Consider the following 22,345-nt stretch of genomic DNA (forward strand, 5'->3'; position numbering starts at 1 on the left):
CCGGCTCCCCCGCTCCAGGTGGGAAGGGCCTTGCGGAACGCGTACAGGACGAGCAGGGCCGCGGGGAGTTCCGGGTAGATCAGGTTGGCGTAGAAGATCACCGGCGGGGTGAGGACGACCGCCGCCATGGCCAGCAGAGGGGGGACGAGCGGCACGCAGCCGGGTCGGTCCAAAGAGGCCCGGCCACCGACCAGGTCGACGCAGAGGAGCCAGGTGTTGACGGCGAGGAGGGCGGCGAGGAGGTTCATAAAGAGGAGAACCGCCGCCCGTGGCGAAACACCGAGGCGCACGGCGAGGGCGTAGACCGGCGCGATGAGGATCGGAAGGCCGGGGGTGTGGATGGAGTAGATCTCCCTTCGTTCCCAGTCCTTCCGGGCGCCGTGCCCCTCGCACCGCGGCACGCCGAAGAAGCGGCCGTGCTCCTCGGTTCGGTTGTTGAAGAGATTGAAATCCCGGTCGAACGCGACGCTGTGCGCGAGGAGGAGGTACGACGGCTCGTCGCCGGTGAGGAACCGCGCCTGCCCGGGCCCCTCCGCGCCGAACGACACCAACCGCATCCTGGCAAGGGAGAAGATCGCCAACGAGACGGCGAATACGCCGACGGCGGCGAGACGGAGGCGCGGCGCCATTCCTGATCCCTCCCGGGTGCCCGGCCGGCACACAGGGAACCCCGCGCGGCGTGGGGGCGCGCCGTCCGCCATTCCCGCCTCGACGGAAGCGGGCGTCAACGGCGGGTGCGGTCCGGCCCGTCCGTGCGAGCGGGATTTTACCATACTAGGCGACGCGCCCGGATGGTAGAATTGCCCCCGATGGAACTTGTCCGACGGGACTGTCGCCATATGCGGTGGGACCGGCCATGTGCGCCGCATAAGGCCGAGGGTGCGCGCTGCCGCGGGTGCGGCCACTACGATCCGGTGGGGAAGCGGATCCTCGTCATCAAGCTCGACGCGCTGGGCGACGTGCTGCGGACCACCTGCATCCTCCCCGCCCTGCGAACAATCCATCCCTCGGCGCAGGTCACATGGATAACCCTCCCCGCCGCGATGCCGCTGCTCGAGCATAACCCGTTCATAGACCGGGTGATCCCGTACGGCGCCGAGGCGCTCGCGATGTTGCGCGTCGAGCGGTTCGACATCTCACTCTGTCTCGACGCGGCCCCGCGGAGCGCCGCGCTCGGGAGCCTCGCGCGGGCGGGGGAGAAGCGCGGGTTCCGCCTCGACGCCAGGGGCAGGGTGGCGCCGATCGGCGCGGAGGCCCGCGCCTGGCTCATGATGGGGCTCTTCGACGACGCGAAGAAGGCCAACCGCCGCACCTATCAGGAGATCGTGATGGGGATCAGCGGCCTCGCCGGGTTGCGCCAGGAGATCGTCGTGGCGCTCTCCGACGAGGAGAGGGAATTCGCCCGCCGTTTCGCCGCTCGGAAGGGACTCGCGCCCGGCGGGCGGGGGCGCGCGATCGTCGGCGTCAACACGGGGAGCGGGAGCCGCTGGCCGATGAAGCAGTGGCCGGCGGCCCTCTGCGCGGACCTGGTGCGGCGGCTCGCCGGGCTTCGCGGGACGCGGGTGCTCCTGTTCGGCGGGGAGGAGGAGAAGGCGAGGAACGCCGCGATACGGAACGCCGCGGGGGCGGCGCTGGTCGACACCGGGTGCGGCAACAGCCTCCGGGAGTTCATCGCGCTCGTCGGACTCTGCGACCTTCTCGTCTCGAGCGACAGTCTCGGGCTCCACGTCGCCCTCGGTTTCGGCAAGAAGGTCGTGGGGCTTTTCGGGCCGACCTCCTCCGCGGAGATCGACGTCTATGGGCGCGGGGTGAAGATCGTTTCAGACGCGGACTGCGCCTGCTGCTATCTCCGCGCGTGCGAACGCCGTCCTTCCTGCATGGCGCGGATCTCCCCCTCGGCCGTCTTCGAAGCGGTTCAAGGTCTTCTGAACCGGTGACCGCGGCGCCGCGCAGGCGGGCTGGAGAGCGCTGCCGATGAAGACGATGGCGTTGATCCCCACGTACAACGAGGCCTCCTCGATCCTCCCCCTGGTACGCGAGATCGTCGAGCAGGCAAGGGATATCGAGGTGCTGGTCGTGGACGACAACTCGCCCGACGGCACCTGGCGGCTCGTGGAGGAGGAGGCCCGGGCCGTCCCGCGCGTGCACCTCCTGCGCAGGCGCGACAGGCGCGGGCGGGGGCTCGCGGGCGCCGAGGGGTTCCGTCGGGCGCTTGAGGAGCGGGCGGACCGGATCGTGGAGATGGACGGGGACGGCTCGCACGACCCCGCGTTCATTCCCGACCTCCTGCGCGCGGCCGGGTCGGCGGGACTGGTGATCGGGTCGCGATACGTTCCCGGGGGGAGGGAGGAGGGGAGGAGCCGCTTCCGGAGGGCAATGAGCGCGCTCGCCCGGCGCTATCTGCGAACCGTGCTCGGCGTGCGGGTGAAGGACCCGACCTCGGGGTTCAGATGCTACACCCGGGAGACGCTCGCGGCCATCACCGCCGAGCCGCTCCGGGCGCGCGACCCGTTCATCATCGCGGAGACGCTCTACCGGTGCGCGCGCAGCGGCATCCGGATCGTCGAGGTGCCGATCGTGTTTCGCGACCGCAGAGCCGGGCAGTCGAAACTCCGGGCCGGGACGCCGCTGCGCTACCTCGTCTCGGCGATACGGCTCAGGGCCTCGGGGTTCGGCCCTCGGGACAGGGGGATCGCATGAGGCGCGGGGAACGGCCGGTCGTCGTGGGGGTCGTCGGGGCGTCGCGCCCGGATCGGCGGGCCGCGCGAAACGCATACGAGGTGGGGCGGCTCGTCGCGCGGCGGGGGGCGGCGCTCATCTGCGGGGGGCTCGGCGGCGTGATGGCGGAGGCCGCGCGCGGCGCCCGCGAGGAGGGAGGCCTCACCATCGGCGTGCTCCCGGGGGACGACCGAAGCCGGGCCAACCCCCACATCTCCGTCCCGATCGTGACCGGGATGGGCTACGCGCGGAACATCGTGATCGTGCGCTCCGCGCATGCGATCATCGCCATCGGGGGCTCCTACGGCACGCTCTCGGAGATCGCCTACGCCTTGAATCTCGGCGTCCCGATCGTCGGGCTCGGGACGTGGGAGATCGGGAGCATCGACCGGGGCGGGGCCGGGTTCCCCACGGCGGAGACGCCGGAGGAGGCGGTGGAGAAGGCGTTCGCGGGGATCTGATGCGATGTCAAACGAACTGATCGGGCTGTCGATGCGCCGCGTGGTCCCGGCGGGCGGCGGTTACGCGGTCTTCCTCCGGGGCAATGAGAAGACCTTCGTGATCTATGTCGACGGGGAGGTGGGGGCCGCCATCTCCCTCTACAGGGCGGGCGCCCCGCGTTCCCGTCCGCTCACGCACGATCTCCTGCTCAGCATCCTCAAGGGGCTCGAGATAGACGTCGAGAAGGTGGTGATCAACGACCTCAGGGACAACACCTTCTTCGCGCGCCTGTTCCTGCAGGACAACGGGGCCTCGGGGAAGAGGATATTCGAGATCGACGCGCGGCCGAGCGACTGCCTCGCCGTCGCCCTGCTCAGCGGAGCGAGGATCTACGCGGCGCCGCATGTCCTCGAGGCGGCGGGGGACGCACCCGAGCCGCCCGCGGAGGGGGGCGGCTGAAGAGGGTCAGGGGGGCGTCTTCGCCCCTCCGCGGTTCCGCCTCGCCAGGGCGCTGAAGACGCAGCCGCAGTAGTTCTGCCGGTAGATCCCGAGGGCCCGGCTCATCCGGCAGCTCTCCCCGTACCCGTCCCCCTTCTTGAAGTCCGCATCGAGGAATTCGACGCCGTGCAGCGCCCCGGCTTCCCGGCCCAGCCGGTTGACGAGGGCGGCGTTCTTGTGGGGGCTTACGGTGAGCGTGGTCCCGAACCGCTCGAAACCGCGTGCCGCCGCGGCGCGGGCCGTCTCCTCGAGCCGCATGCGGATGCAGCGGGCGCACCGCGCCCCCCCCTCAGGCTCCCGATCGAGTTTCTTGACGATGTCGAACCAGTCGCGGGGGCGGTACGGGGGGACGATGAGCGGCAGCGACGAGTCGCGGCAGTGGCGGGAGGCCTCGGCGAGCCGCCGCGCGTGTTCCGCGGGGGGGTGGATGTTCGGATTGAAGAAGTAGCCGGTCACGGCGTGGCCGACGGAGAGGACCCTGATGACATGCGTCGAGCAGGGGGCGCAGCAGATATGGAGGAGCAGCCGCGTCGCGGGCACGTGTGTTGCCTCCGTTCCGGCAGTATAGTCCATTCCGGCGCCGACCGGAACCGCTCCGGGGCCGCGGCGGCGAAAGCGCATTCGCAATTCTATGCACCGCAATAGGATGTGATATATTTCATTTTGGCGCCTGAAGCGCGCCGCATTGTGCCCGGGTTGGTATATAATATACCCCTTCGACTCTGTCATCGGTCTGTTCCATGCAAAGAATCCTCATCACCGGCGCAAGCGGTTTTCTCGGCTGGAACCTCGCGCGGAGTCTCTCGGGGACGTGCGAGCTATGGGGCACCTTCGCCTCCCATCCGGTCGATATCCCGGGGTGCCTGATGGAGCGGCTCGATCTGGAAGGAGCCGGCGATCTCACGGCCCTCGTGCGGCGCGTCCGGCCCGCCGCGGTGCTGCACGCCGCGGCGCTCGTCGACGTGGATCTTTGTGAGCGGGAGCCTGCGCGGGCGCGCAGGCTGAACGTGGAGGCGGTGGGGCGTATCGCGGAGGCAGCGGCGGAGATAGGCGCACGGCTCGTCTACTTCTCCTCGGATATGGTCTTCGACGGGACGAAGGGGATGTACACCGAGGAGGACGAGCCGTCCCCGATAAGCGTCTACGGGGAGACGAAGCTCGAGGGGGAACGGCTGGCGCTGCGGACCGCCTCCTCGAACGTCGTCGCGCGCCTGTCGCTTATGTACGGAGCGGGCCCCGCGCCGCACAGCTCCTTCCTCGGCTGGATGCGGGGCCGCCTCGAAAAGGGCGAGACGGTGAACCTCTTCACCGACCAGTACCGGACCCCGCTCTATGTCCGCGATGCGTGCCGCGCAATCGGGCGGATCCTCGCGAGGCCGGAGGCCCGCGGGGTGTACCATCTCGCGGGGCCGGAGCGGATGAACCGGTACGAGCTCGGACGGCTCGCGGCGGCGGTCTTCGGCTTCCCCGAGCGGCTTCTCAACCCGGTGCGGATGGACGAGATGCAGGGGCTTATGCCGAGGCCGAAAGACAACTCGATGGACAACCGGAAGGCGGCGCGGGAACTCGGCATGCAGTTCACGAAGGCGGCGGACGGTCTTGGGGCGGTGGCCCGGGAGGCGGCTGGATGAGGCGGTATTTGCCGCGGAGGCTCGTGCCGATACTGATGTACCACCGCATGGGGAGCATCGGCCGCCCGTCGCGCTCCTGGCTCGAACCGGACCTCTTCGAGGAGGGGCTCGACCGATTGAAGAGGGGCGGATTCGCGGTGCTGGATCTGGCCGCGCTTGCGGAGAGGATCCGCCTGGGGGAGCGGATGCCGCGCCGCGCGGTCGCGCTCACCTTCGACGACGGGTGGCTCGACACCTACGCCGCGGCCCTCCCGATCCTCGTCCGCTTCAGGGTTCCGGCGACGGTCTTCCTCGTCTCCGGGCGGATCGGGCTGCGGGAGTATGTCGGGTGGGGCGAGATACGGGAGATGCGCAGCTGCGGGATCACGTTCGGTGCGCACACCGTGAGCCATCCGCGCCTGACCGAGATCCCCCCGGAGCAGGCGCGAGGCGAGATCGAGGATAGCAAGAAGCAACTCGAGGACGGACTGGGCGAGGAGGTCCCGACCTTCTGCTACCCGTACGGATTCTTCAACCGGGGCGTGCGCGATATGGTGCAGGCGGCAGGGTTCCGCGCGGCGTGCTGCAACACGCCCGGGCGGGGGTGGCCCGACGGCGATCCGTTCGCCCTCAAGCGCGTCTCGGTGACCTACCGGATGCGGGGCCGCGCCGCCTGGGCGGCCGCCATGTCGGGGTACTACGTTTTTTTCAAGGAGCTGCGGCGGGGGGACAAGGGGTACCTTCGATCTTCCCTCGGTCGCCGGGTCGGCGCGGCTGACCGCGCACACGGTTGCACGGAGCGGCTATGACGGCCAGGAGAACGCATATCTCGCTCAAGGAGATCCGGCGCTACGAGCTGCTCAACACCCGCGTCTGCGACCTGCCGCTGAAGATCGAGGGGCCGCTGCGGGACTGCATCCTCGCGCACTACCGGGAGCTCCAGGCGCGAAAGATACGGTTCAGGCCCCGTTTCTACCTCGGGGCCGAGATCGAGGACGGGTGGGGATGCGTGGACGGCACGATCTGCATCGAGGTGCCGTTCTACCTCGGGAACCCGGAGCTCATGGCGCTGCACAAGGAGTACTACGGTGAGGTGGAGGGGGAGGCGGAGATACTGAAGATCCTCCGCCACGAGACCGGCCATGCGATCAACTACGCCTTTCGGCTCCACGAGCGCAAGGATTGGCAGGGGATCTTCGGCGACTTCACGAAACGGTACCCGAAATGCTACCGTACGAAGCCGTGGAGCAAGAAGCACGTGCAGCACCTCGATTCCTTCTACGCGCAGCGCCACCCCGACGAGGACTGGGCGGAGTCGTTCGCCGTCTGGCTCACGCCGGGGGTCAACTGGCGCCGGTGCTACAAAGGCTGGGACGCGATCGAGAAGCTGATCTACGTCGATATCATCATGAAGCAGATCGGCGGCGTCTGCCCCGCCGCGCGCCGCATCGCCTACGACGCCCCCGCCCGGAAGGAGCGGCGCACCCTCGCGGAGTTGTACGACGTGGAGGCGGTGACCGCGCTGGGCGAGCAGGAGATGGAGGACTACATCAAGGATCTCGGACAGATCTTCCTCCGGCGGGTGCGCCGCAGGGAGTACCACGTTGCCGCCGCCGACTTCCTCACCCGGTACCGGGAGGCGATCATCTCCGGGGTGGCCCGGTGGATACTGCACTCGAACAAGAACTCGGTGCGCAAGATCATCCGCCGCATGAAGGCGGTCTGCCGGCACTACGGGCTCGTGATGATCCGGTCGGAGGGGGCCGAGAAGCTCGCCGAGGTCACCGCGCTGGTGACATGGTACGTCATCAACGACATCTACGATTTGGATTAGTAGACGTTGTATGCAACCGGCTGCTGTCGTTGATGTTGCGCATTAATTCGTCCCTCTTCCCGCCCTTCTCGGCGCTCCACGTGTTCCTGGTTGAGGGCGTCCGCCTATGATCCCGATTCGGCCGCGGAAGTCATCGTCTCCGGCAGGATCCGGATTGGCCCTGAATAGCCTCTCCTCATCCGCGTCGGAATCGCAAAGGTAGGAGATGTATCCCGCCATCCGTTGCGCGGCATCGGCGCCGAAACGCTCCCATATCGGGGCTTCCACGGTCACGGGGTCCGGGATGCCGAGGCAGTGCAGCCGCGCGCTGCTGTACGGGTATTCCCATGCGTGCGCTACATAGTGCGCGCGCACCGGGTTCCTCTCGATGTACCTGGCACACGCCAGCAGGTAGCGTTCAATCTGGATTGGCTGAAGACCGAACCGGCCCTGCCAAAGAAGGCCCGAGGTTTGGTAGACCCTGTGGTGGTAATGCGTGTAGGCCCGGTCGAGGCCGGCCATAAAAGACGAGATCCTCCGTGGATCGGCGATCTCCAGGAGCAGATGGAAGTGCGTTCGCATCAGAACCCAGTGGTAGATGCTGAGTAGGGAGGATTCCGTGTATCGGCGAAGCAGACCTATGAAATAGGCGTAATCCTCCCCTGCACGGAACAGCGGGGCGCGGTTGTTCGTGCGGTTGTACGCGTGGAAGACAAGTGAACCGGTAAGCTGATGCCTTCTGGCTCGCGGTGGCATAGTTTCACCTCCCATCAGATTAGTCGCGAAATGAGAAAAAAGATTACAGGAGAAATTGAGACGGGGATAAATAGTTCGCAACACTCAGCGGCGGAGTATATTGGATACAACGTCCGCGTCACGGTTCTTATAAGTTGCCGGCTGAGGCGGAATGCTCGCCGTGGGTGGGACGGGGGGGGACGAATTATTGTGTAACTACAAGTGGCGGAAGTTGTTGCATACAACGTCTACTACGACTGTATGGCGACGAGGCCGGCGCGGCCGGGCAGTTCGCCCATCTCGAGCGCGCAGCGGGGGATCGTTTCCGGCCGGCCGAGCGCCTCGTCGGCGATTTCGCCCAGCATCGAGAAACAGACCCCGCGCCGCGCGAGTTCGCCGAGGAGCCGGTCGAACCAGCCCGCCCAGCCCATCCCCTCCGCCTCGGCGTGCACGGTGAGGACGTGCCTCCCCCGCGCCGAGATGCGATCGAGGTACAGGCGCGAGAGGTCATCCGGGCTCGCGCAGGCCCCCGATCCGAGAAGTTCGTCGAGTGTCGGGAGGGTGGTCGGCACCTGGAGGTGCGTCGCGGGGTAGCCGCCCATCGAGGGGAAAAACGGGCCCGTCCCGCGGCTGTCGCTGTGGTAGCGCATGCCGGTCTCGTCCTGCGCCTCGAGCTGGCGCGGCGAGCAGCTCCATCCGGGCGCGGCCGAGCAGTCGGCGTCGCGCCCGACGATCTCGCGGAAGACTGCGCACGCCGCCCCGAACTCCGCGCGCGTCTCCTCCGGCCCCATACGCGGGATCCGGTCGTGCCAGCGGACGTGGTCGTGGCCGTGGATGCCGACCTCGTGTTTCGCATCGAGAAGGTCCCTGATATGGCCCGGGAACGACCGGGCAATTTGCCGGGCGGGGAGGAGTGTGCCGGAGAGGGCCGTGCGGAGGCCGTACATCCCGACGGCGTTCGAGCGGAGCATCTTCTTCAAAAAACCCCGGCGGGTGAAGAAGCGCAGGACCGCCCTGCCGGAGTTGTCCGGGCCCATGGCGATGAAGAACGACGCGCGGACGCCGCGCCCGGCGAGGAGGTCGGCGAGGCGGGGGACCCCCTCCGCCATACCGCGATAGGTGTCGACGTCGATCTTGAGTGAAAGGACGCACAGCTTGGCGTGCATGGGCATATCGCGGCACCCCTCCGTGCCGCCTCAGGACGGCTTCCGCAACAGGACGCAGATCTCCTCACCGATGAGATAACGTTCGCCGAGATCCCCGCGCGTCTCCATCTCGATGCCCAGATCGATCGCGCGGATCGCCTGGACGAAGATCCGCTCGTTGAGCGGGGGAGGCGGGGGGGGCGGGGGCTCTTTCCGGACGAGCCAGCGATCCGCGAACGCGTCGAGCCGGCCGAGGAACGGGAGCGCGAAGCGCCGCACGGAGGCGCGGGGAGGCGTCCTCCCGGGATCGAACACCGCTTTCTCCCAGAGGAAGAAGGCCAGCTTGCACAGGGCGTTGCCGACGATCCGCGCGCGCACCACCTCGTAGCCGCCGAAGAGGGCCTCGATCTCGTCGATGGTGTAGCCGAAGCGCACGTGGCCAGCGTCCCGCATCCACCTCGCCAGATCCTCCCGTTCCGCCGGGCTGAGCTGGGAGGGGTCGTAGTCGTGCGCCTTGAAGGGGGCATTGACGTGCACGTATCCACCGGGGGCGAGGGAGGCGTCGATATTCGCCGCGAGACGCGCGTCGTCGGCAACGTGTTCCAGGACGTCCGAAACGATGACGCAGTCGAACAGCCCGAGATCGAGAGGGAGGGTCAGGTCCCGCCGCAGAAACCGCGCATTCTCGAGGCCATGCTTTCGCGCGAGGGATTCCGCGCGGGTCACGGCGTTCTCCGACAGGTCGATGCCGGTCACCTGTGTGCGCGGGTGGTGTCTGGCGAGGTAGATGCTCTTCGGCGCCCCCCACCCGCAGCCGGCGTCGAGGAGGGTTTCGGGGGCCGGGCGCACGAGCTCGAAATCGGAGAGAAAGCGCCGCAGGCGATAGTAGCCGGGAATATCCCGGCCGCCGGAGAACAGCTCGTAGAGGAACCGCTCGATGTCGGTCGGCTTCATAGAGGCAACAGCGACCGCATCGGGCCTGCGGGGTGCGCGCAAGGCCCGCGTTCGCGGGAGCCGTTCCGGGGCGCGGCTACTGCGCCAGGTCCCGGAACCACTCCCAGGTCCGGCGGACGCCCTCCTCGAGCGGGGTGGTGGCCACCACGCCGAGGATCCGCTTCATCTTCTCGACCCTGGGGACGCGGCGCTGGATATCCTCGTAGCTCTCACCGTAGATCGACTCCTTCGGGACGAGCTTGATCTTCGACTTCGCCCCGGAGACCTTGATCATCAGCTCCGCGAGGTCCCTGATGGAGGTTTCGACGTTGGTGCCGATGTTGAAGATCTCCCCCTCCGCCTCGGGTTTGAGGCCCGCGGCGACGGTTGCTCGGATGGCGTCGTCGACGTAGGTGAAGCAGCGGGTCTGGCTGCCGTCGCCGATGACCGTGACCGGCTCGTTGCGGAGGAGCTGGCCGATGAAGATGGTGAGGACGCGTCCCACGTCGATCTTGTCCAGGCGCGGGCCGTAGACGTTGAAGTAGCGGACGATCACCACGGGCAGCCCCATCTTCCGGTAGGCGTGGCAGAAATGCTCGCCGACCCCCTTGGAGGTCGAGTAGCACCAGCGGTCGATGCGGGTCGAGCCGAGCACCCGGTCGTCGTCCTCGTCCCACGGGACCTTGGGGTTGCGACCGTAGACCTCGGAGGTGGAGGTGAAGACAACCTTCTTGTTGTGCTTGTGGGCGAGGCGCAGCACGTTCTGCGTCCCGTTGATGTTGACATTGAGGACCGCGTACGGATCCGCGACATAATGCTCGACGCCCACGACCGCCGCCATATGGTAGACGAGGTCGCATTTGATGATGAGCGACTCGAGCATCTCGAGGTTGAAGACGGTGTCGTGGACGTAGTGGAACTTCGGGTGGGAAAGCACGTGCTTGATCTTGAAGGTGGAGCCGGTGTCGAGGATGAAGACCTCGTGGCCGTCCTTGAGAAACGCGTCGGTGAGGTGCGAGCCGAGAAAGCCCGCGCCGCCGGTGATGAGCACTCTCATTGCACTCTCCTTGTGGTGGTCCCCGCCGCCCGCGCACAGAGGCGCGGGTTGCGTAACATATAAGTTTACCCCAATACGGTCCCCGGGGAAACCCCAATCGTTCGGGCGACGGATCCGCCCTCCGCCGTCTCCCCCCCCTCCCGCTGCGCGCGGGTGACGCGGAGGATCCCACGCCCGGTTGCGATCTCGAGGGCGCCCGGGACGCGCGAGGGGAGGACGGTCCCCGGCGCGGCGCCGCCGGTCGGGGCCGTTTCGTCCGGTTCGGCCCACCAGACGATGAGCGTTCCGCCCGCATACGGGCTGAACGCGCCGGGGTAGGGGCGGGTGACGGCGCGTACGAGGTTGTAGATCTCCGTCGCGGGCTTGGACCAGTCTATCAGCCCGTCCTTTCGCGACCTACCTCCGAAGTATGAGGCGAGGCGCTGGTCCTGCGGGGTCTCCGGGAAGCGGCCCTGGAGCATCAGCGGCCATGTCTCGCGCATCAGATCCGCGGCTGCGGCGGTCATCCGGTCGAAAAGCGTTCGGGCGCTGTCGGAGAACTCTATCGGCACCCGCCGTTGGGCGACGATGGCGCCCCGGTCGGGCTTGAGCTCCATCCGGTGGAGCGTCACGCCGGTCTCGGTCTCGCCGCGGACGAGGACCCAGTTGACCGGGCAGCGGCCGCGGTAGCGGGGGAGAAGCGAGCCGTGCAGGTTGAACGCGCCGACGCGGGGGATGTCGAGGAGCTCCTGTTTGACCATCTGGCGGAAGTAGAAGGAGAAGATGATGTCGGGGCCGATGCGGCGCACCTTCTCCACGATCTCCGGCGCGTTCACGTCGGCCGGCTCGAGGACGGGGAGGCCGCGTTCGCGGGCGAGATCGCGGACGGAGCGGAACCAGATGGTCTCGTTCGGGCTGTCGGCGTGCGTCAGCACCAGACGCAGATCCGCTCCGGCGTCCAGCAGTTCCTTCAGACAGACATACCCGATGTCGTGGTACCCCAGTACGACGAGCTTCATCTTCCTCCGCGCTCGGGGTCAGATCCTTGATTAGTATACTACGGCACGGCGGCCGGAATGTGCGTCTATTCCCCCCCTTCGCCACAATACTAATAAATAAGGACCTGACCCCATCAGCGGTTGGATATCAGGACGAGATCGAATTTCTTGTACCGGTACTTCTCCGGCGCCATCGAGTGCGGGGGGAGCGTTCCACCCCGGGCCGCGTATTCTCCGGTGTCCAGAAGGCAGAAGACCGGCTCGGGGGAGGAGAGGTAGGCGGAGAGACGTTCCGCGTCGCCGTGCTCCGTGGCGCCGAGATACTCCACGACGCGCCCCGTGAAGAAGCCGAGCGCCAGTCGCCTGCTGAAGAGACCGTAGGTGGCGAGCCGCGCCTCCCCCACCGCCGGGGCGACCGATTCCGCGAGCCGCCGGTGATCGGCGCGCCGCGCGTCGCGCAGCGGAAGGCTCGCGACGAAGAGGGCCCACCCCGCCGCGAAGGCGACCACGATCGCCGCGAACGCCGCGGGCATCCTCCGCGAGGCGTCGAGGCGCCACAAGGCGACCGCGGCGGCCGCGGGAGCCGCGGCGGCGGCGAGCGACCTCCAGGGGAAACGGGGGAAGAGGAAGAAGGCCGCGACCGGGATCCCGACCGCCGTCGCGCATGAGAGGACGCAGATGGCGGCGGGGATGATCCGCCGCAGGCGGGGGGCGGGGGCGGCGATGAGCCGGTCCCAGTAGTCGCCCACGAGCAGCGCCGCGGCCGGGTAGAGCGGGAGCGCGTAGCGGGAATGCTTGCCGCTGCTCAGGGTGAGGAAGGCGAAGACGGCCAGAAACCACGCCGCGGGGAATCGCCGGTCGCGCGCGGGGGGCGGCGCCCACGGGACGAGGAGGAGAAAGACGCTCCACGGGAGGAAATGACCCGCGATCTCGGGCAGGTAGAACCAGAACGGCTCGGGCTTGTCGAAGCCGGTGGTGAGCCGGAGGAGGTTCTCCTTGACGACGTACATCTCCCAGAAGAACGCCCGCCCGTCGGGCCCGATGCGGACGAGGTACGGGAGGTACCATGCCGCCTGCAGCGCGGCGACGATGACGACGCCCCACGGCAGGCGCATCCGCCGGACGAGGCGGAGGCGCCGCGCCCACGCCAGGTAGGCGAGGAACACGATCGCGGGAAAGCCGAGGCCGAGCGGGCCCTTGGTGAGCGCGGCGAGTCCCGCCGCCGCATAGGCGAGGAGGAACGGGCCCGCGCGCCTCCCGTCCTCCCGTTCGCCCAGGTACAGGAAGAAGAGGGTTAGGGTCGTGAAGAAGCTGAACGTCATGTCCACCATGCAGGTCCTCGCCTCCCAGGCGAAGGCGTAGCCGGTGCACAGGACGAACCCCGCGAGGATCCCCGCCCGCGCCCCGAAGAGCCGGCGGCCGAGCGATGCGGTAAGGGCGACGCAGCCCGTCGCCGCGAGCGCGGACGGCAGGCGCGCGACGAACGGGGTGAGCCCCCCGAAGAGCTTCGCGGCGCCGGCGACGAGCCATATGAAGAGGATCGGCTTCTCGGTGAAGATGACGCCGTTGAAGCGGGGGACGACCCAGTCCCCGGAGCGGAGCATCTCCCACGCGATCTCGACGTACCAGAGGGTGTCCTTGTTCTCGAAGTCGCGCGCGCCGAGACGGAAGAGGAGGACGAAGGCGGCGGTGGCCGCGAGGAGGAACGGAAAAATCCGCGTGCGCGGGGCCGGCGTTGGGTCGTTCATCGGGCACATTCCGGAAGCGGCGCGACCCTCACGGGCTGGTCCGCTTGATCACGTAGCGCGGTCGGTTCCGGACCTCGGCGTAGATCCGGCCGATATACTCCCCGATCAGCCCCATGGCGAGGAGCTGGATGCCGACGAAGACGAACAGCACGGCGAAGAGGGTGAAGACCCCCTCGACCTCCGGGCCGGTGACGAGGCGCCTGACAAACAGGAAGATGCCGAAGAACATCCCGAGGAGCGCGATGAGGATCCCGAGCCCGCTGATGAGCTGGATCGGGAAGAGGGAGAAGCCGGTCACCAGATCAAAATTCAGTTTGAGCAGGCGCGCCAGGGTGTACTTGGAGCGGCCCTTCTTCCGCTCCTCGTGGGCGACGCCGATCTCGGTGACGGAGCTGGCGAATGAGTTGGCGAGCGTGGGGATGAAACTCGAGACCTCGTTGCAGCGCAGGATCTGGTCCACCACGACGCGCCGGTAGGCCCGAAGCATGCAGCCGTAATCCCTGAGGTAGACGCCGGTGGCGCGCTGGACGAAACGGTTCACGACCCACGACGGGATCTTCCTGAGGGGGGAGTCGCGCCGGTCCATCCGGAGGCCACCCACGATGTCGAACCCCTCTTCCATCTTGGAGACCAGCTTCGGTATCTCCTCGGGGGGGTTCTGGAGGTCGGCATCCATCGTGACGACGATCTCCCCCCTGGAGTGTTCGAGGCCGGCGAAGACGGCGGCGTGCTGCCCGTAGTTCCGGTTGAATTCGACGAGGCGCACGCGCGGGTCTCGGCGGGCGATCTCCGAGAGCAGGGCGGCGGAACGGTCGCGGCTCCCGTCGTCGACGAAGACGGCCTCGTAGCGCCTGCCGAGCGTCTCGAGCGCGTCCGTGAGGCGCCGGTACAGTACGGGGATGTTCTCTTCCTCGTTGAAGACCGGTATGACGACGGAGAGGTCGACGGGCGGAGAGGCGGGGGCCCCGGGATTCAAACTGTCGGACGCGGAACTCATTTCAGGTGCCTCGCGGCGATCTCCTTCGCCGCCGCGGCGGCGTCGTCGACGTCCGCCTCGCGCATTTTCGGATACAGCGGGAGGGAGAAGATGCGGTCGGAGACGAACTCGGTCTTCGGCAGGGTGCCGCGGCGGCAGCCGAACGCCTTCAGATAATACGGCTGGAGATGCACCGCGGGGAAATGCAGGCCGATGCCGATGTTGGCCTCGAGCATCGCCCCCATGAACCGGTCCCGGTCGATCGTGAGGCGGTCGATGTCGACGAGCACCACGAACAGATGCCAGCAGTGGCGGATCCCCTCCTCGAGGGGCGTGACGGGGAGCAGGATGCCCGGGGCCCCCGCGAGCAGGGCACGGTAGCGCGCCGCGAGGCGCGTCCGGATTTCGATGAACCCGTCGAGCTTCTTCAACTGGTGGATGCCGAGGGCCGCCTGGAGATCGGTAAGGTTGTACTTGAAGCCGGGGAAGTGGATCTCGTACTGGGGGATCTCCTTGCCGCCGTAGCGCTTCCATGCGTCCTTCTGGATGCCGTGGAACTTCAGGAGCCGCACCTTCTCCGCGAGGGCCGGGTCGTCGGTGACGAGCATCCCCCCCTCGCCGGTGGTGATGTTCTTGATCGGGTGGAAGGAGAAGACCGTCATCGCGCCGAGCGACCCTATCCGCCGCCCCCGGTATTCGGTGCCGATGGCGTGCGCGGCGTCCTCGATGACGACGAGGTTGCGGCGGCGGGCGATCTCGAGGATCCGTTCCATGTCGCACGGGTAGCCGGCGAAGTGGACCGGGATGACGGCCTTCGTGCGCGGGGTGACGGCGGCCTCGATGCAGGCGGGGTCGATGTTCAGGTCGTCGCGGATCTCCACGAAGACCGGCGTCGCGCCGACGAGGGCGACGACGTTCGCCGTCGCGGCGAAGGTCATCGAGGTGGTGATCACCTCGTCGCCGGGACCGACGCCCGCGGCGAGGAGGGCGAGGTGGAGGCCGGCGGTTGCCGAGCTGAGGGCGACGGCGTGTTTGGCGCCGACGTATTCGCAGACGTCCTGTTCGAACCGGGCGCATTTCGGGCCGGTGGTGATCCAGCCGGACCGCATCGAGTGGAGGATCTCCGCGATCTCCTCATCCCCCAGCGAGGGACGCGAGAATGCCAGCATCTCCTTGCGGCGTGTCATCGGCGTCATCGGCACATTCCTCCCAAACGGGCATTATAGGGCCTCCGCGACCGGGGCGCAAGGGCGGATGCCGGCCAAGAGGCGACGCGATCGCCGAGCGGAATCAGCCGAGCAGAATCCGCTTGACAAACGGCTCAATATTTGGTCTTCTTGATGTACGCTGGGCCACAGGAAAGGAGGCCGCGATGGGAAGGCTATGTGTGTGTATGACGGTGTGCCTGCTTCTTGCCGCAGGGTGGGCATCTGCGCAGCCGGAGGGGACGCGGCTTGATTTCGCGCCGCCCGACGGTTTCTGGGACACCACCTTCGACGGGACGGCCTGGGACCCGCCCATTACGAAGATGCCGCCGGTCGGCACGCTGGTGGACGGCACCGGCGACGACAACGCGGACGCCGACCTGATCGACCGGAACAACAACGGCGTCTCCGACGCGGTGGCCGCCATCGACACCGACGAGGTCCTGATGGAGCTCGAGGAGCCGGTCATCCCGGTCGGCCCGCGCATGGGGACGACGCTGGACTACGAGGGCGACGGGGTGTCGGAGCACACGTACGACGGGGCGGCGTGGAACCCGCCGATTGCGCAGCAGCCGCCGGTCGGGACGATGGTTGACCTGGAGGGGGACGGGCCGCCGGAGGCGAGGTTCGCGGACCAGAACGGGAACGGGGTGGCGGACGCGGTGGTCGACATCGGGACGGGCAAGGTGCTGATGGAGCTCGAGGAGCCGGTCATCCCGGTCGGCCCGCGCATGGGGACGACGCTGGACTACGAGGGCGACGGGGTGTCGGAGCACACGTACGACGGGGCGGCGTGGAACCCGCCGATCGCGCAGCAGCCGCCGGTCGGGACGATGGTTGACCTGAAGGGGGACGGGCCGCCGGAGGCGAGGTTCGCGGACCTGAACGGGAACGGGGTGGCCGACGCGGTGGTCGACATCGAGACGGGCGATGTGCTGATGGAGCTCGAGGAGCGGTAGGACGCGGGCGGGGGATCAGTGCGCCGCCGCGGGCAGCGACAACTCCTGGAGCACCACGGAGACGGTGGGACGGAAGACGACGAACGGGAGCTCGCCGCTCACGACGAGCGGGATGCGGGTCTTCTTGTCCACGACGACCCGCAGGGTGCCCTGGACGCCGAAGAGGCCGCTGAACCTCCTGCCCTTCTCCTCCTCCTCGCCGTAGTCGGGCTCGATGCCGATCCTCAGCGCGTCGAACGTCCCCAGCCTGCCGAGGGGGAGCGTCTCCTCCCCGGCCACGGTCACCCGCGCGTTCCAGACGTCCCGGTTCTCCACGAACCGGTAGTTTTTGCGGGTCCCGACCGCGTCGCCGATCCCCCGGGCGAAGTAGAGCGTGTAGAGGATGTCGTTCGTCTCGGCGTCGAGCGGGAAGACGGCGCGCGTCTCCCACGGGGCCTCGTCCATCATCTCCACGGAGGAGAACCTCCCCGCCTTCCGGAGGAAGGTGCCCCGCCCCGCCTCGCGGTCGAAGAGGACGCGGTGGTCACGCTTCTCGGAGCCGACCTCCCGGCGTCGGAACTCGACGCTCCTGAGCGTCTCCGCGTCCACCCAGGAGGTCATCCGGATGTCGAGCGTGTAGATCAGGTAGCTCCCGTAGGCGCGGGCATCGATGCGGTACGTTTCCCGGCCCGCGCGCGTCTCCTTCCCGACCTCGAACCAGACGTTTCCCACGGGGATCCAGCCGAGGACGTAGCCCTTGTACTGGAGCTTCTCCCCGGGGACGAGCGGGGGGGCGGCCGCGGAGGGGGCGGCGAGCAGCAGGGAGAGAAGCACGGTCGAAAGCATCCGGCGCTCCACGGGGCCCCCGGGTCCCGCGGACCCGGAGGAGACCCTTGACCCGTTGTAGGCGGTAGTATACTATAGTGCCCGGGCGCCACTAGCTCAATGGTAGAGCAGCTGACTCTTAATCAGGAGGTTCGGGGTTCGAGTCCCTGGTGGCGCACCATTACTTCGTCAGGAGAGTCGCAAGGCGCAAGGGTGAAGGCGGGGGGACCGAATCGACCGGATCGCCCCGGCATCGATCGGCGGTATCGCGCCGGCTCGGGTGCGACCCGCGTTCAATCCCGGGTGTCTGGTCGTACGCCGTGGCCGTCGCGAGAGTGGTGGAACTGGCAGACACGTAAGATTTAGGATCTTATGCCGCAAGGCGTGGGGGTTCGACTCCCCCCTCTCGCACCATGCGCGGCGGGCGGGGATGCGGCACCGAGGATCTGGCGGCTGATCGCGGGGGCGAGCGTAGCTCAGCTGGTAGAGCACCACCTTGCCAAGGTGGCTGTCGGGGGTTCGAATCCCCTCGCTCGCTCCATTACTCCTTCCTGATGCGCCGGGGCAGCCCGCCGGCAGGGGGGCGCCGGCGATCCCCGGCGGGACAAGGGCTCGCCTCCCCCGCGGCGTGGAGAAGCGTGGGCGCATCGACCGGCCCCGCGGGAGCGGGGGCGGGCGTTCTTTTCGGCGCCGCGGAGGGGCCGGCGACGGCAAGGGGTTGCGGATGGAACTGAAGATCGAGACGCTCGGTCCGTGCAAGAGGAAACTGCGCATCGAGGTGCCCGCGGGGCGCGTCGACGAGGAGTTGGAGCGCGCCTACACGGAGGCGGGCCGCGGGGCGGTCGTCCCCGGCTTCCGCCCCGGCAAGGCCCCGCGCAAGGTCATCGAGCTCCACTACGGCGCGAAGGTGCGCGTGGATATCAAGGAACGGCTCATCGAGGAGTCGGTCGAGTCCGCCCTCCGGGAGCAGCGTCTCTCCCCCGCCGTCCCGCCCCGCCTCGATATCGACTCGTTCCCCCTCTCCCCGGGGCAGCCGTTCCGTTTCGAGGTCGAGGTCGAGGTGTGGCCGGAGGTGGCGGCGAGCGGCTACACCGGGATCAAGGTCGCCAAGAAGAAGATCGAGGCGAAGGAGGAGGATGTCGAGGGGTATATCCGGATGCTCCTCGACCGGCACGCCGAGATCGTCCCCGTCGAGGGGCGCGGGCTCCGGGACGGCGACCTCGCCCTCCTCGATATCTCCGGCGAGACGGGCGGGACGGTCTTCGACGAGAAGCGCGCCGCCTGGATCGAGGCGGGGCCGAAGGCGTACTGCGACGGCTTCTGCGAGAAGCTCGCCGCCGCCTCGCCGGGTGAGGTCCGCGAATTCACCCTCAAACTCCCCGCGGAGGGGCTGCGGGAGGGTCTCGCCGGCAAGGAGGCGCGTTTCGTCGTCACAATCCGCGAGCTGAAGGAGAAGCGCCTCCCGGAGCTGAACGACGACTTCTGCAAAAGGCTTGGGAACTGCGCGAACCTTGAGGAGCTCCGCGCGTCGGTCCGGAAGGATCTGCGCGCGTACGCCGAGGCGGAGGCGCGAGACGACCTGATCCGCCAGATCAACGACTACCTCCTGGAGCGCCACGCGGTGCCCCTCCCCGAGACGCGCGCGGCGCTGGACGGGGTCTCCCTCGCCCAGAAGGCCGCGGGGAACCTCCTGGCGCGGGGGCTCAAGAAGGAGGATATCCTCGATCGCAAGGAGGAGCTTCTGGCGGTCTCCCGCAAGGACGCCGAGAAGCGCCTTGCCCTCTCCCTCGTCTACGGGAGCATCGCCCGGCGCGAGAAGATCGCCGTCACGCCCGCCGAGGTGGAGGCGAGGGTCGCGCAGATCGCCGCCTCCGCGAAACGGGAACCGGCGGAGGTGCGCGCCGCCCTCGAGAAGGACGACCGGCTCGACGAGATCGAGAACGACATCGTCCGGGAGAAGATCGAAACGTTCCTGCTCGAGAAGGCGAAGGTGCGGGAGGCGAGGTAGGGGGCTCTCGGGCCTCCGGGGCGGTGCGCGGGCTGGTGCCCGCGCAGCGCGCGGGGAATGCGGGCGCAATGCGCGGAGGCGACATGAAGAATCAGCTCATCCCGATGGTGGTCGAGACGTCCGGCCGTTACGAGCGGGCGTACGACATCTACTCGCGGCTTCTCAAGGACCGGATCGTCTTCGTCGGCACGGAGATCGACGATACCGTCTCGAACATCGTCGTCGCCCAGATGCTCTTCCTCCAGAGCGAGGATCCGGACAAGGACATCAACCTCTACATCAACTCCCCCGGCGGCTCCGTCACCGCGGGGCTGGCGGTCTACGACACGATCCAGTTCGTCCGATGCGACGTGCACACCTACTGCATCGGGCAGGCGGCGTCGATGGCGGCGCTTCTCCTCGCGGCGGGGACAAAGGGGAAGCGCCACTGCCTCCCGCACGCGCGGCTTATGATCCACCAGCCGTGGGGCGGCGTGCAGGGCGCGGCCGCCGACATCAGCATCCAGGCGCAGGAGATCCTGCGCCTGCGCGAGAAGATCAACGAGCTCCTCTCCCACCACACCGGCAAGCCGCTTGCGGACATCGCGCGCGACACCGACCGGGACTTCTACATGAGCGCCGAGGAGGCGCGGAACTACGGGCTGGTGGACCAGGTGATCATGACGCAGAAAGAGGCCAAGGGTGCCAAGTAAGACCCCGGCCGCGCGCCGGCGCGCCGCGAAATGCTCCTTCTGCGGGCGCGACCGCGCCTCCGTCGGGAAGCTCATCGCCGGCTCTTCTGCGAACATCTGCGACCGGTGCGTCGAGCTGTGTCGCGCCTTCCTCGCGCAGCCGCGGGGCGCGCATCGCGTCAAGGTCCCCAAGCCCGCCGAGATCAAGCGCCGTCTCGACGAGTACGTGATCGGCCAGGAGCGGGCCAAGCGCGCGATCGCGGTCGCCGTGCACAACCACGGCAAGCGGCTCGTCTGCGGCGAGCCGGGCGGCGTGGAGATCGAGAAGAGCAACATCCTCCTGATCGGCCCCACCGGCTCGGGGAAGACCCTCTTCGCCCGGACGCTCGCGAGGATCCTCGACGTCCCGTTCAGCATCTCCGACGCCACCACCCTGACCGAGGCCGGTTACGTGGGCGAGGACGTGGAGAACGTCGTGCTGCGCCTGCTGCAGGCGGCGAACTACGACACCGCCTGGGCGGAGCGCGGCATCGTCTATATCGACGAGATCGACAAGCTGCGCCGCTCGACCGGGAACGTCTCGATCACCCGCGACGTCTCCGGGGAGGGGGTCCAGCAGGCGCTCCTGAAGATCCTCGAGGGGACCGTCGCCAACGTCCCGCCGAAGGGCGGACGGAAGCACCCCCACCAGGAGTACATCCAGGTCGACACGACGAACATCCTCTTCGTCTGCGGCGGGGCGTTCAACGGGCTGGAGGAGATCATCTCCCGGCGCCTCGGACAGAAGCGGGTCGGCTTCGGGGTGAAGCTCTCCGGGGAGAGGGAGAAGCTGCGCGGAGAGATCCTCGCCCAGGTGCAGCCGGAGGATCTGATCGAGTACGGCCTGATCCCGGAGTTCGTCGGGCGCATGCCGGCGGTCGCGACCCTCGCGGGGCTCGGCGAGGAGGATCTCGTCCGCATCCTCACGGAACCGCGCAACGCCATCGTCCGGCAGTTCAAGGCGCTCCTCGCGATGGAGGGGGTCGAGCTCTCGTTCACCCCCGGGGCGCTGCGCGAGCTCGCGCAGCGCGCGATGAAGAAAGGCACCGGCGCGCGGGCCCTCCGGCTGATGCTCGAGGAGCTGATGCTGGACGTGATGTACGAGGTCCCCTCCCAGCGCGGGCTCGCCGCATGTCTCGTCACGGAAGAGGCGGTGCGGGGGACCGGGAAGCCGGTGATGGAGTACGCCGCCGCGGGCAAGAAGAGCGCCTGATTCCCCCAGCCGCTCCGCATCCCCGGAGCGAGGTCGAATGAACCGTGCACCGAAAGGCCTCTCCGGCGGCTCGTCCCTCGACCCCGCCCGCGTTCCCGCGCACGTCGCCATCATCATGGACGGCAACGGCCGCTGGGCGCGCGCGCGCGGACTGTCGCGGATCAGGGGGCACCTGGCGGGGGCCGAGTCGATACGGGAGATCGTGCGCGCCGCCGGCGAGCTGGGGATCGGGTACCTCACGCTCTACGCCTTCTCGGTGGAGAACTGGAAGCGGCCGAAACGCGAGGTCTCCTCGCTGATGGCGCTGCTCAAGCGCTTCCTGGCGCGGGAGGAGGCCGAACTCAACCGCAACAACGTCCGCCTGCGGGCGATCGGCCGCATCGCCGGCCTGCCGTCCGACGTGCAGGGGGCGCTGCAAAAGGCGTGCGCCGCGACCGCCTCGAACACGGGGCTCACGCTCATCCTCGCGTTGAACTACGGGGGGAGGAGCGAGATCGTGGACGCGGTCCGCCAACTCTGCGCGCGGGCGGCGCGCGGGGAACTCACGGCGGAGGAGGTGGGTGAGGAGACCGTCGCCGGGAGCCTCTACACCGCCGGCATCCCCGACCCCGACCTGCTCATCCGCACGAGCGGGGAGATGCGCGTCAGCAACTTCCTCCTCTGGCAGATATCGTACGCGGAGATGCACGTCACCCCGGTCTACTGGCCGGACTTCCGAAGACCGCACCTCGTCCGAGCGCTCCTCGACTACCAGCGGCGGGAGCGGAGATTCGGCGGGGTGTGACCCGGGGGTAT

The 22,345-nt window shown here is 68.2% G+C and carries 23 protein-coding genes and 3 tRNA genes; 15 read left to right on the plus strand and 11 right to left on the minus strand.

Annotated elements, in window-relative coordinates:
• Window positions 1-629: hypothetical protein (locus GXY35_02680; protein ID NLW93497.1), on the minus strand; the 629-nt coding region annotated here is incomplete at its 3' end.
• A 285-nt stretch (window positions 630-914) separates the two neighbouring features.
• Here GXY35_02680 and GXY35_02685 point away from each other — a divergent pair.
• From GXY35_02685 to GXY35_02700, 4 genes are read left to right on the plus strand one after another with little or no spacing between them, the layout of a single operon-like run.
• Window positions 915-1,937 (plus strand): glycosyltransferase family 9 protein, encoded by a 1,023-nt coding sequence (locus GXY35_02685; protein NLW93498.1) that lies wholly within the window; start codon window positions 915-917, stop codon window positions 1,935-1,937.
• Between the two features lie 37 nt (window positions 1,938-1,974).
• On the plus strand, window positions 1,975-2,700 hold the full coding sequence (locus GXY35_02690) for a polyprenol monophosphomannose synthase (GenBank protein ID NLW93499.1): 726 nt from the start codon (window positions 1,975-1,977) through the stop codon (window positions 2,698-2,700).
• Window positions 2,697-3,179 carry a TIGR00725 family protein gene (locus GXY35_02695; protein NLW93500.1) on the plus strand — a complete coding sequence of 161 codons (483 nt, stop codon included), beginning with the start codon at window positions 2,697-2,699 and terminating at the stop codon, window positions 3,177-3,179. Before GXY35_02690 ends, GXY35_02695 begins: the two co-directional genes overlap by 4 nt.
• 4 nt (window positions 3,180-3,183) lie before the next feature.
• The gene (locus tag GXY35_02700) at window positions 3,184-3,618 is read left to right on the plus strand and encodes a bifunctional nuclease family protein (GenBank protein ID NLW93501.1); all 435 of its coding nucleotides are present in this window, start codon (window positions 3,184-3,186) and stop codon (window positions 3,616-3,618) included.
• Between the two features lie 6 nt (window positions 3,619-3,624).
• On the opposite strand, the gene GXY35_02705 is transcribed toward GXY35_02700, so the two are convergent.
• The gene (locus GXY35_02705) at window positions 3,625-4,197 is read right to left on the minus strand and encodes an epoxyqueuosine reductase QueH (protein NLW93502.1); all 573 of its coding nucleotides are present in this window, start codon (window positions 4,195-4,197) and stop codon (window positions 3,625-3,627) included.
• A 200-nt stretch (window positions 4,198-4,397) separates the two neighbouring features.
• On the opposite strand from GXY35_02705, the gene GXY35_02710 reads away from it, so the two are divergent.
• Genes GXY35_02710 through GXY35_02720 form a run of 3 tightly spaced genes read left to right on the plus strand, consistent with a single transcriptional unit; the run spans window position 4,398 to window position 7,101 of the window.
• On the plus strand, window positions 4,398-5,288 hold the full coding sequence (locus tag GXY35_02710; GenBank protein ID NLW93503.1) for an SDR family oxidoreductase: 891 nt from the start codon (window positions 4,398-4,400) through the stop codon (window positions 5,286-5,288).
• Complete coding sequence (locus GXY35_02715) at window positions 5,285-6,076, plus strand: polysaccharide deacetylase family protein (protein NLW93504.1); 792 nt, start codon at window positions 5,285-5,287, stop codon at window positions 6,074-6,076. Before GXY35_02710 ends, GXY35_02715 begins: the two co-directional genes overlap by 4 nt.
• The gene (locus GXY35_02720) at window positions 6,073-7,101 is read left to right on the plus strand and encodes a hypothetical protein (GenBank protein NLW93505.1); all 1,029 of its coding nucleotides are present in this window, start codon (window positions 6,073-6,075) and stop codon (window positions 7,099-7,101) included. The genes GXY35_02715 and GXY35_02720 overlap by 4 nt, the downstream gene beginning before the upstream one ends.
• 42 nt (window positions 7,102-7,143) lie before the next feature.
• Here GXY35_02720 and GXY35_02725 read toward each other — a convergent pair whose 3' ends face one another.
• The 8 genes from GXY35_02725 to GXY35_02760 all read right to left on the minus strand — a co-directional run bounded on the left by GXY35_02725 (window position 7,144) and on the right by GXY35_02760 (window position 15,847).
• Entirely contained in the window at window positions 7,144-7,836 is a 693-nt protein-coding gene (locus GXY35_02725) for a hypothetical protein (GenBank protein ID NLW93506.1), read from the minus strand.
• Between the two features lie 230 nt (window positions 7,837-8,066).
• Window positions 8,067-8,987, minus strand: a complete 921-nt coding sequence (locus tag GXY35_02730; protein ID NLW93507.1) for a 4-deoxy-4-formamido-L-arabinose-phosphoundecaprenol deformylase — start codon at window positions 8,985-8,987, stop codon at window positions 8,067-8,069.
• Between the two features lie 24 nt (window positions 8,988-9,011).
• Window positions 9,012-9,914: a class I SAM-dependent methyltransferase gene (locus GXY35_02735; protein ID NLW93508.1), complete on the minus strand. Its 903-nt coding sequence runs from the start codon at window positions 9,912-9,914 to the stop codon at window positions 9,012-9,014.
• 76 nt (window positions 9,915-9,990) lie between these two features.
• Complete coding sequence (locus tag GXY35_02740; GenBank protein ID NLW93509.1) at window positions 9,991-10,950, minus strand: NAD-dependent epimerase/dehydratase family protein; 960 nt, start codon at window positions 10,948-10,950, stop codon at window positions 9,991-9,993.
• A gap of 65 nt (window positions 10,951-11,015) precedes the next feature.
• Window positions 11,016-11,948 (minus strand): formyltransferase, encoded by a 933-nt coding sequence (locus GXY35_02745; protein NLW93510.1) that lies wholly within the window; start codon window positions 11,946-11,948, stop codon window positions 11,016-11,018.
• Between the two features lie 113 nt (window positions 11,949-12,061).
• Window positions 12,062-13,675 carry a glycosyltransferase family 39 protein gene (locus GXY35_02750; GenBank protein ID NLW93511.1) on the minus strand — a complete coding sequence of 538 codons (1,614 nt, stop codon included), beginning with the start codon at window positions 13,673-13,675 and terminating at the stop codon, window positions 12,062-12,064.
• A 28-nt stretch (window positions 13,676-13,703) separates the two neighbouring features.
• Window positions 13,704-14,672: a glycosyltransferase gene (locus GXY35_02755; protein NLW93512.1), complete on the minus strand. Its 969-nt coding sequence runs from the start codon at window positions 14,670-14,672 to the stop codon at window positions 13,704-13,706.
• Window positions 14,669-15,847 (minus strand): aminotransferase class I/II-fold pyridoxal phosphate-dependent enzyme, encoded by a 1,179-nt coding sequence (locus GXY35_02760; protein NLW93513.1) that lies wholly within the window; start codon window positions 15,845-15,847, stop codon window positions 14,669-14,671. Before GXY35_02760 ends, GXY35_02755 begins: the two co-directional genes overlap by 4 nt.
• Before the next feature lie 197 nt (window positions 15,848-16,044).
• On the opposite strand from GXY35_02760, the gene GXY35_02765 reads away from it, so the two are divergent.
• A complete protein-coding gene (locus GXY35_02765) occupies window positions 16,045-16,815 on the plus strand; it encodes a hypothetical protein (protein ID NLW93514.1) in 771 nt (256 codons plus the stop codon).
• Between the two features lie 15 nt (window positions 16,816-16,830).
• Here the strand turns inward: GXY35_02765 and GXY35_02770 are convergent, their stop codons facing one another.
• Window positions 16,831-17,640, minus strand: coding sequence for a DUF3108 domain-containing protein (locus tag GXY35_02770; protein NLW93515.1), 810 nt, complete (start codon window positions 17,638-17,640; stop codon window positions 16,831-16,833).
• An 85-nt stretch (window positions 17,641-17,725) separates the two neighbouring features.
• Between GXY35_02770 and GXY35_02775 the strand changes: the two genes are divergently transcribed.
• The 7 genes from GXY35_02775 to GXY35_02805 all read left to right on the plus strand — a co-directional run bounded on the left by GXY35_02775 (window position 17,726) and on the right by GXY35_02805 (window position 22,334).
• Window positions 17,726-17,800: transfer RNA gene (locus GXY35_02775), tRNA-Lys, on the plus strand.
• 148 nt (window positions 17,801-17,948) lie between these two features.
• A tRNA-Leu gene (locus GXY35_02780) sits at window positions 17,949-18,033 on the plus strand.
• A 51-nt stretch (window positions 18,034-18,084) separates the two neighbouring features.
• Window positions 18,085-18,160: transfer RNA gene (locus tag GXY35_02785), tRNA-Gly, on the plus strand.
• A gap of 183 nt (window positions 18,161-18,343) precedes the next feature.
• Window positions 18,344-19,627 carry a trigger factor gene (gene tig / locus GXY35_02790; protein NLW93516.1) on the plus strand — a complete coding sequence of 428 codons (1,284 nt, stop codon included), beginning with the start codon at window positions 18,344-18,346 and terminating at the stop codon, window positions 19,625-19,627.
• A gap of 83 nt (window positions 19,628-19,710) precedes the next feature.
• A complete protein-coding gene (gene clpP / locus GXY35_02795) occupies window positions 19,711-20,319 on the plus strand; it encodes an ATP-dependent Clp endopeptidase proteolytic subunit ClpP (GenBank protein ID NLW93517.1) in 609 nt (202 codons plus the stop codon).
• Window positions 20,309-21,550 (plus strand): ATP-dependent Clp protease ATP-binding subunit ClpX, encoded by a 1,242-nt coding sequence (clpX, locus tag GXY35_02800; GenBank protein ID NLW93518.1) that lies wholly within the window; start codon window positions 20,309-20,311, stop codon window positions 21,548-21,550. The genes clpP and clpX overlap by 11 nt, the downstream gene beginning before the upstream one ends.
• Window positions 21,551-21,587: 37 nt before the next feature.
• Window positions 21,588-22,334 (plus strand): isoprenyl transferase, encoded by a 747-nt coding sequence (locus GXY35_02805; GenBank protein ID NLW93519.1) that lies wholly within the window; start codon window positions 21,588-21,590, stop codon window positions 22,332-22,334.
• Window positions 22,335-22,345: the final 11 nt, after the last annotated feature.

The organism is Chlamydiota bacterium (assembly GCA_012729785.1).
Lineage (GTDB): Bacteria > Auribacterota > Tritonobacteria > UBA1439 > UBA1439 > UBA1439.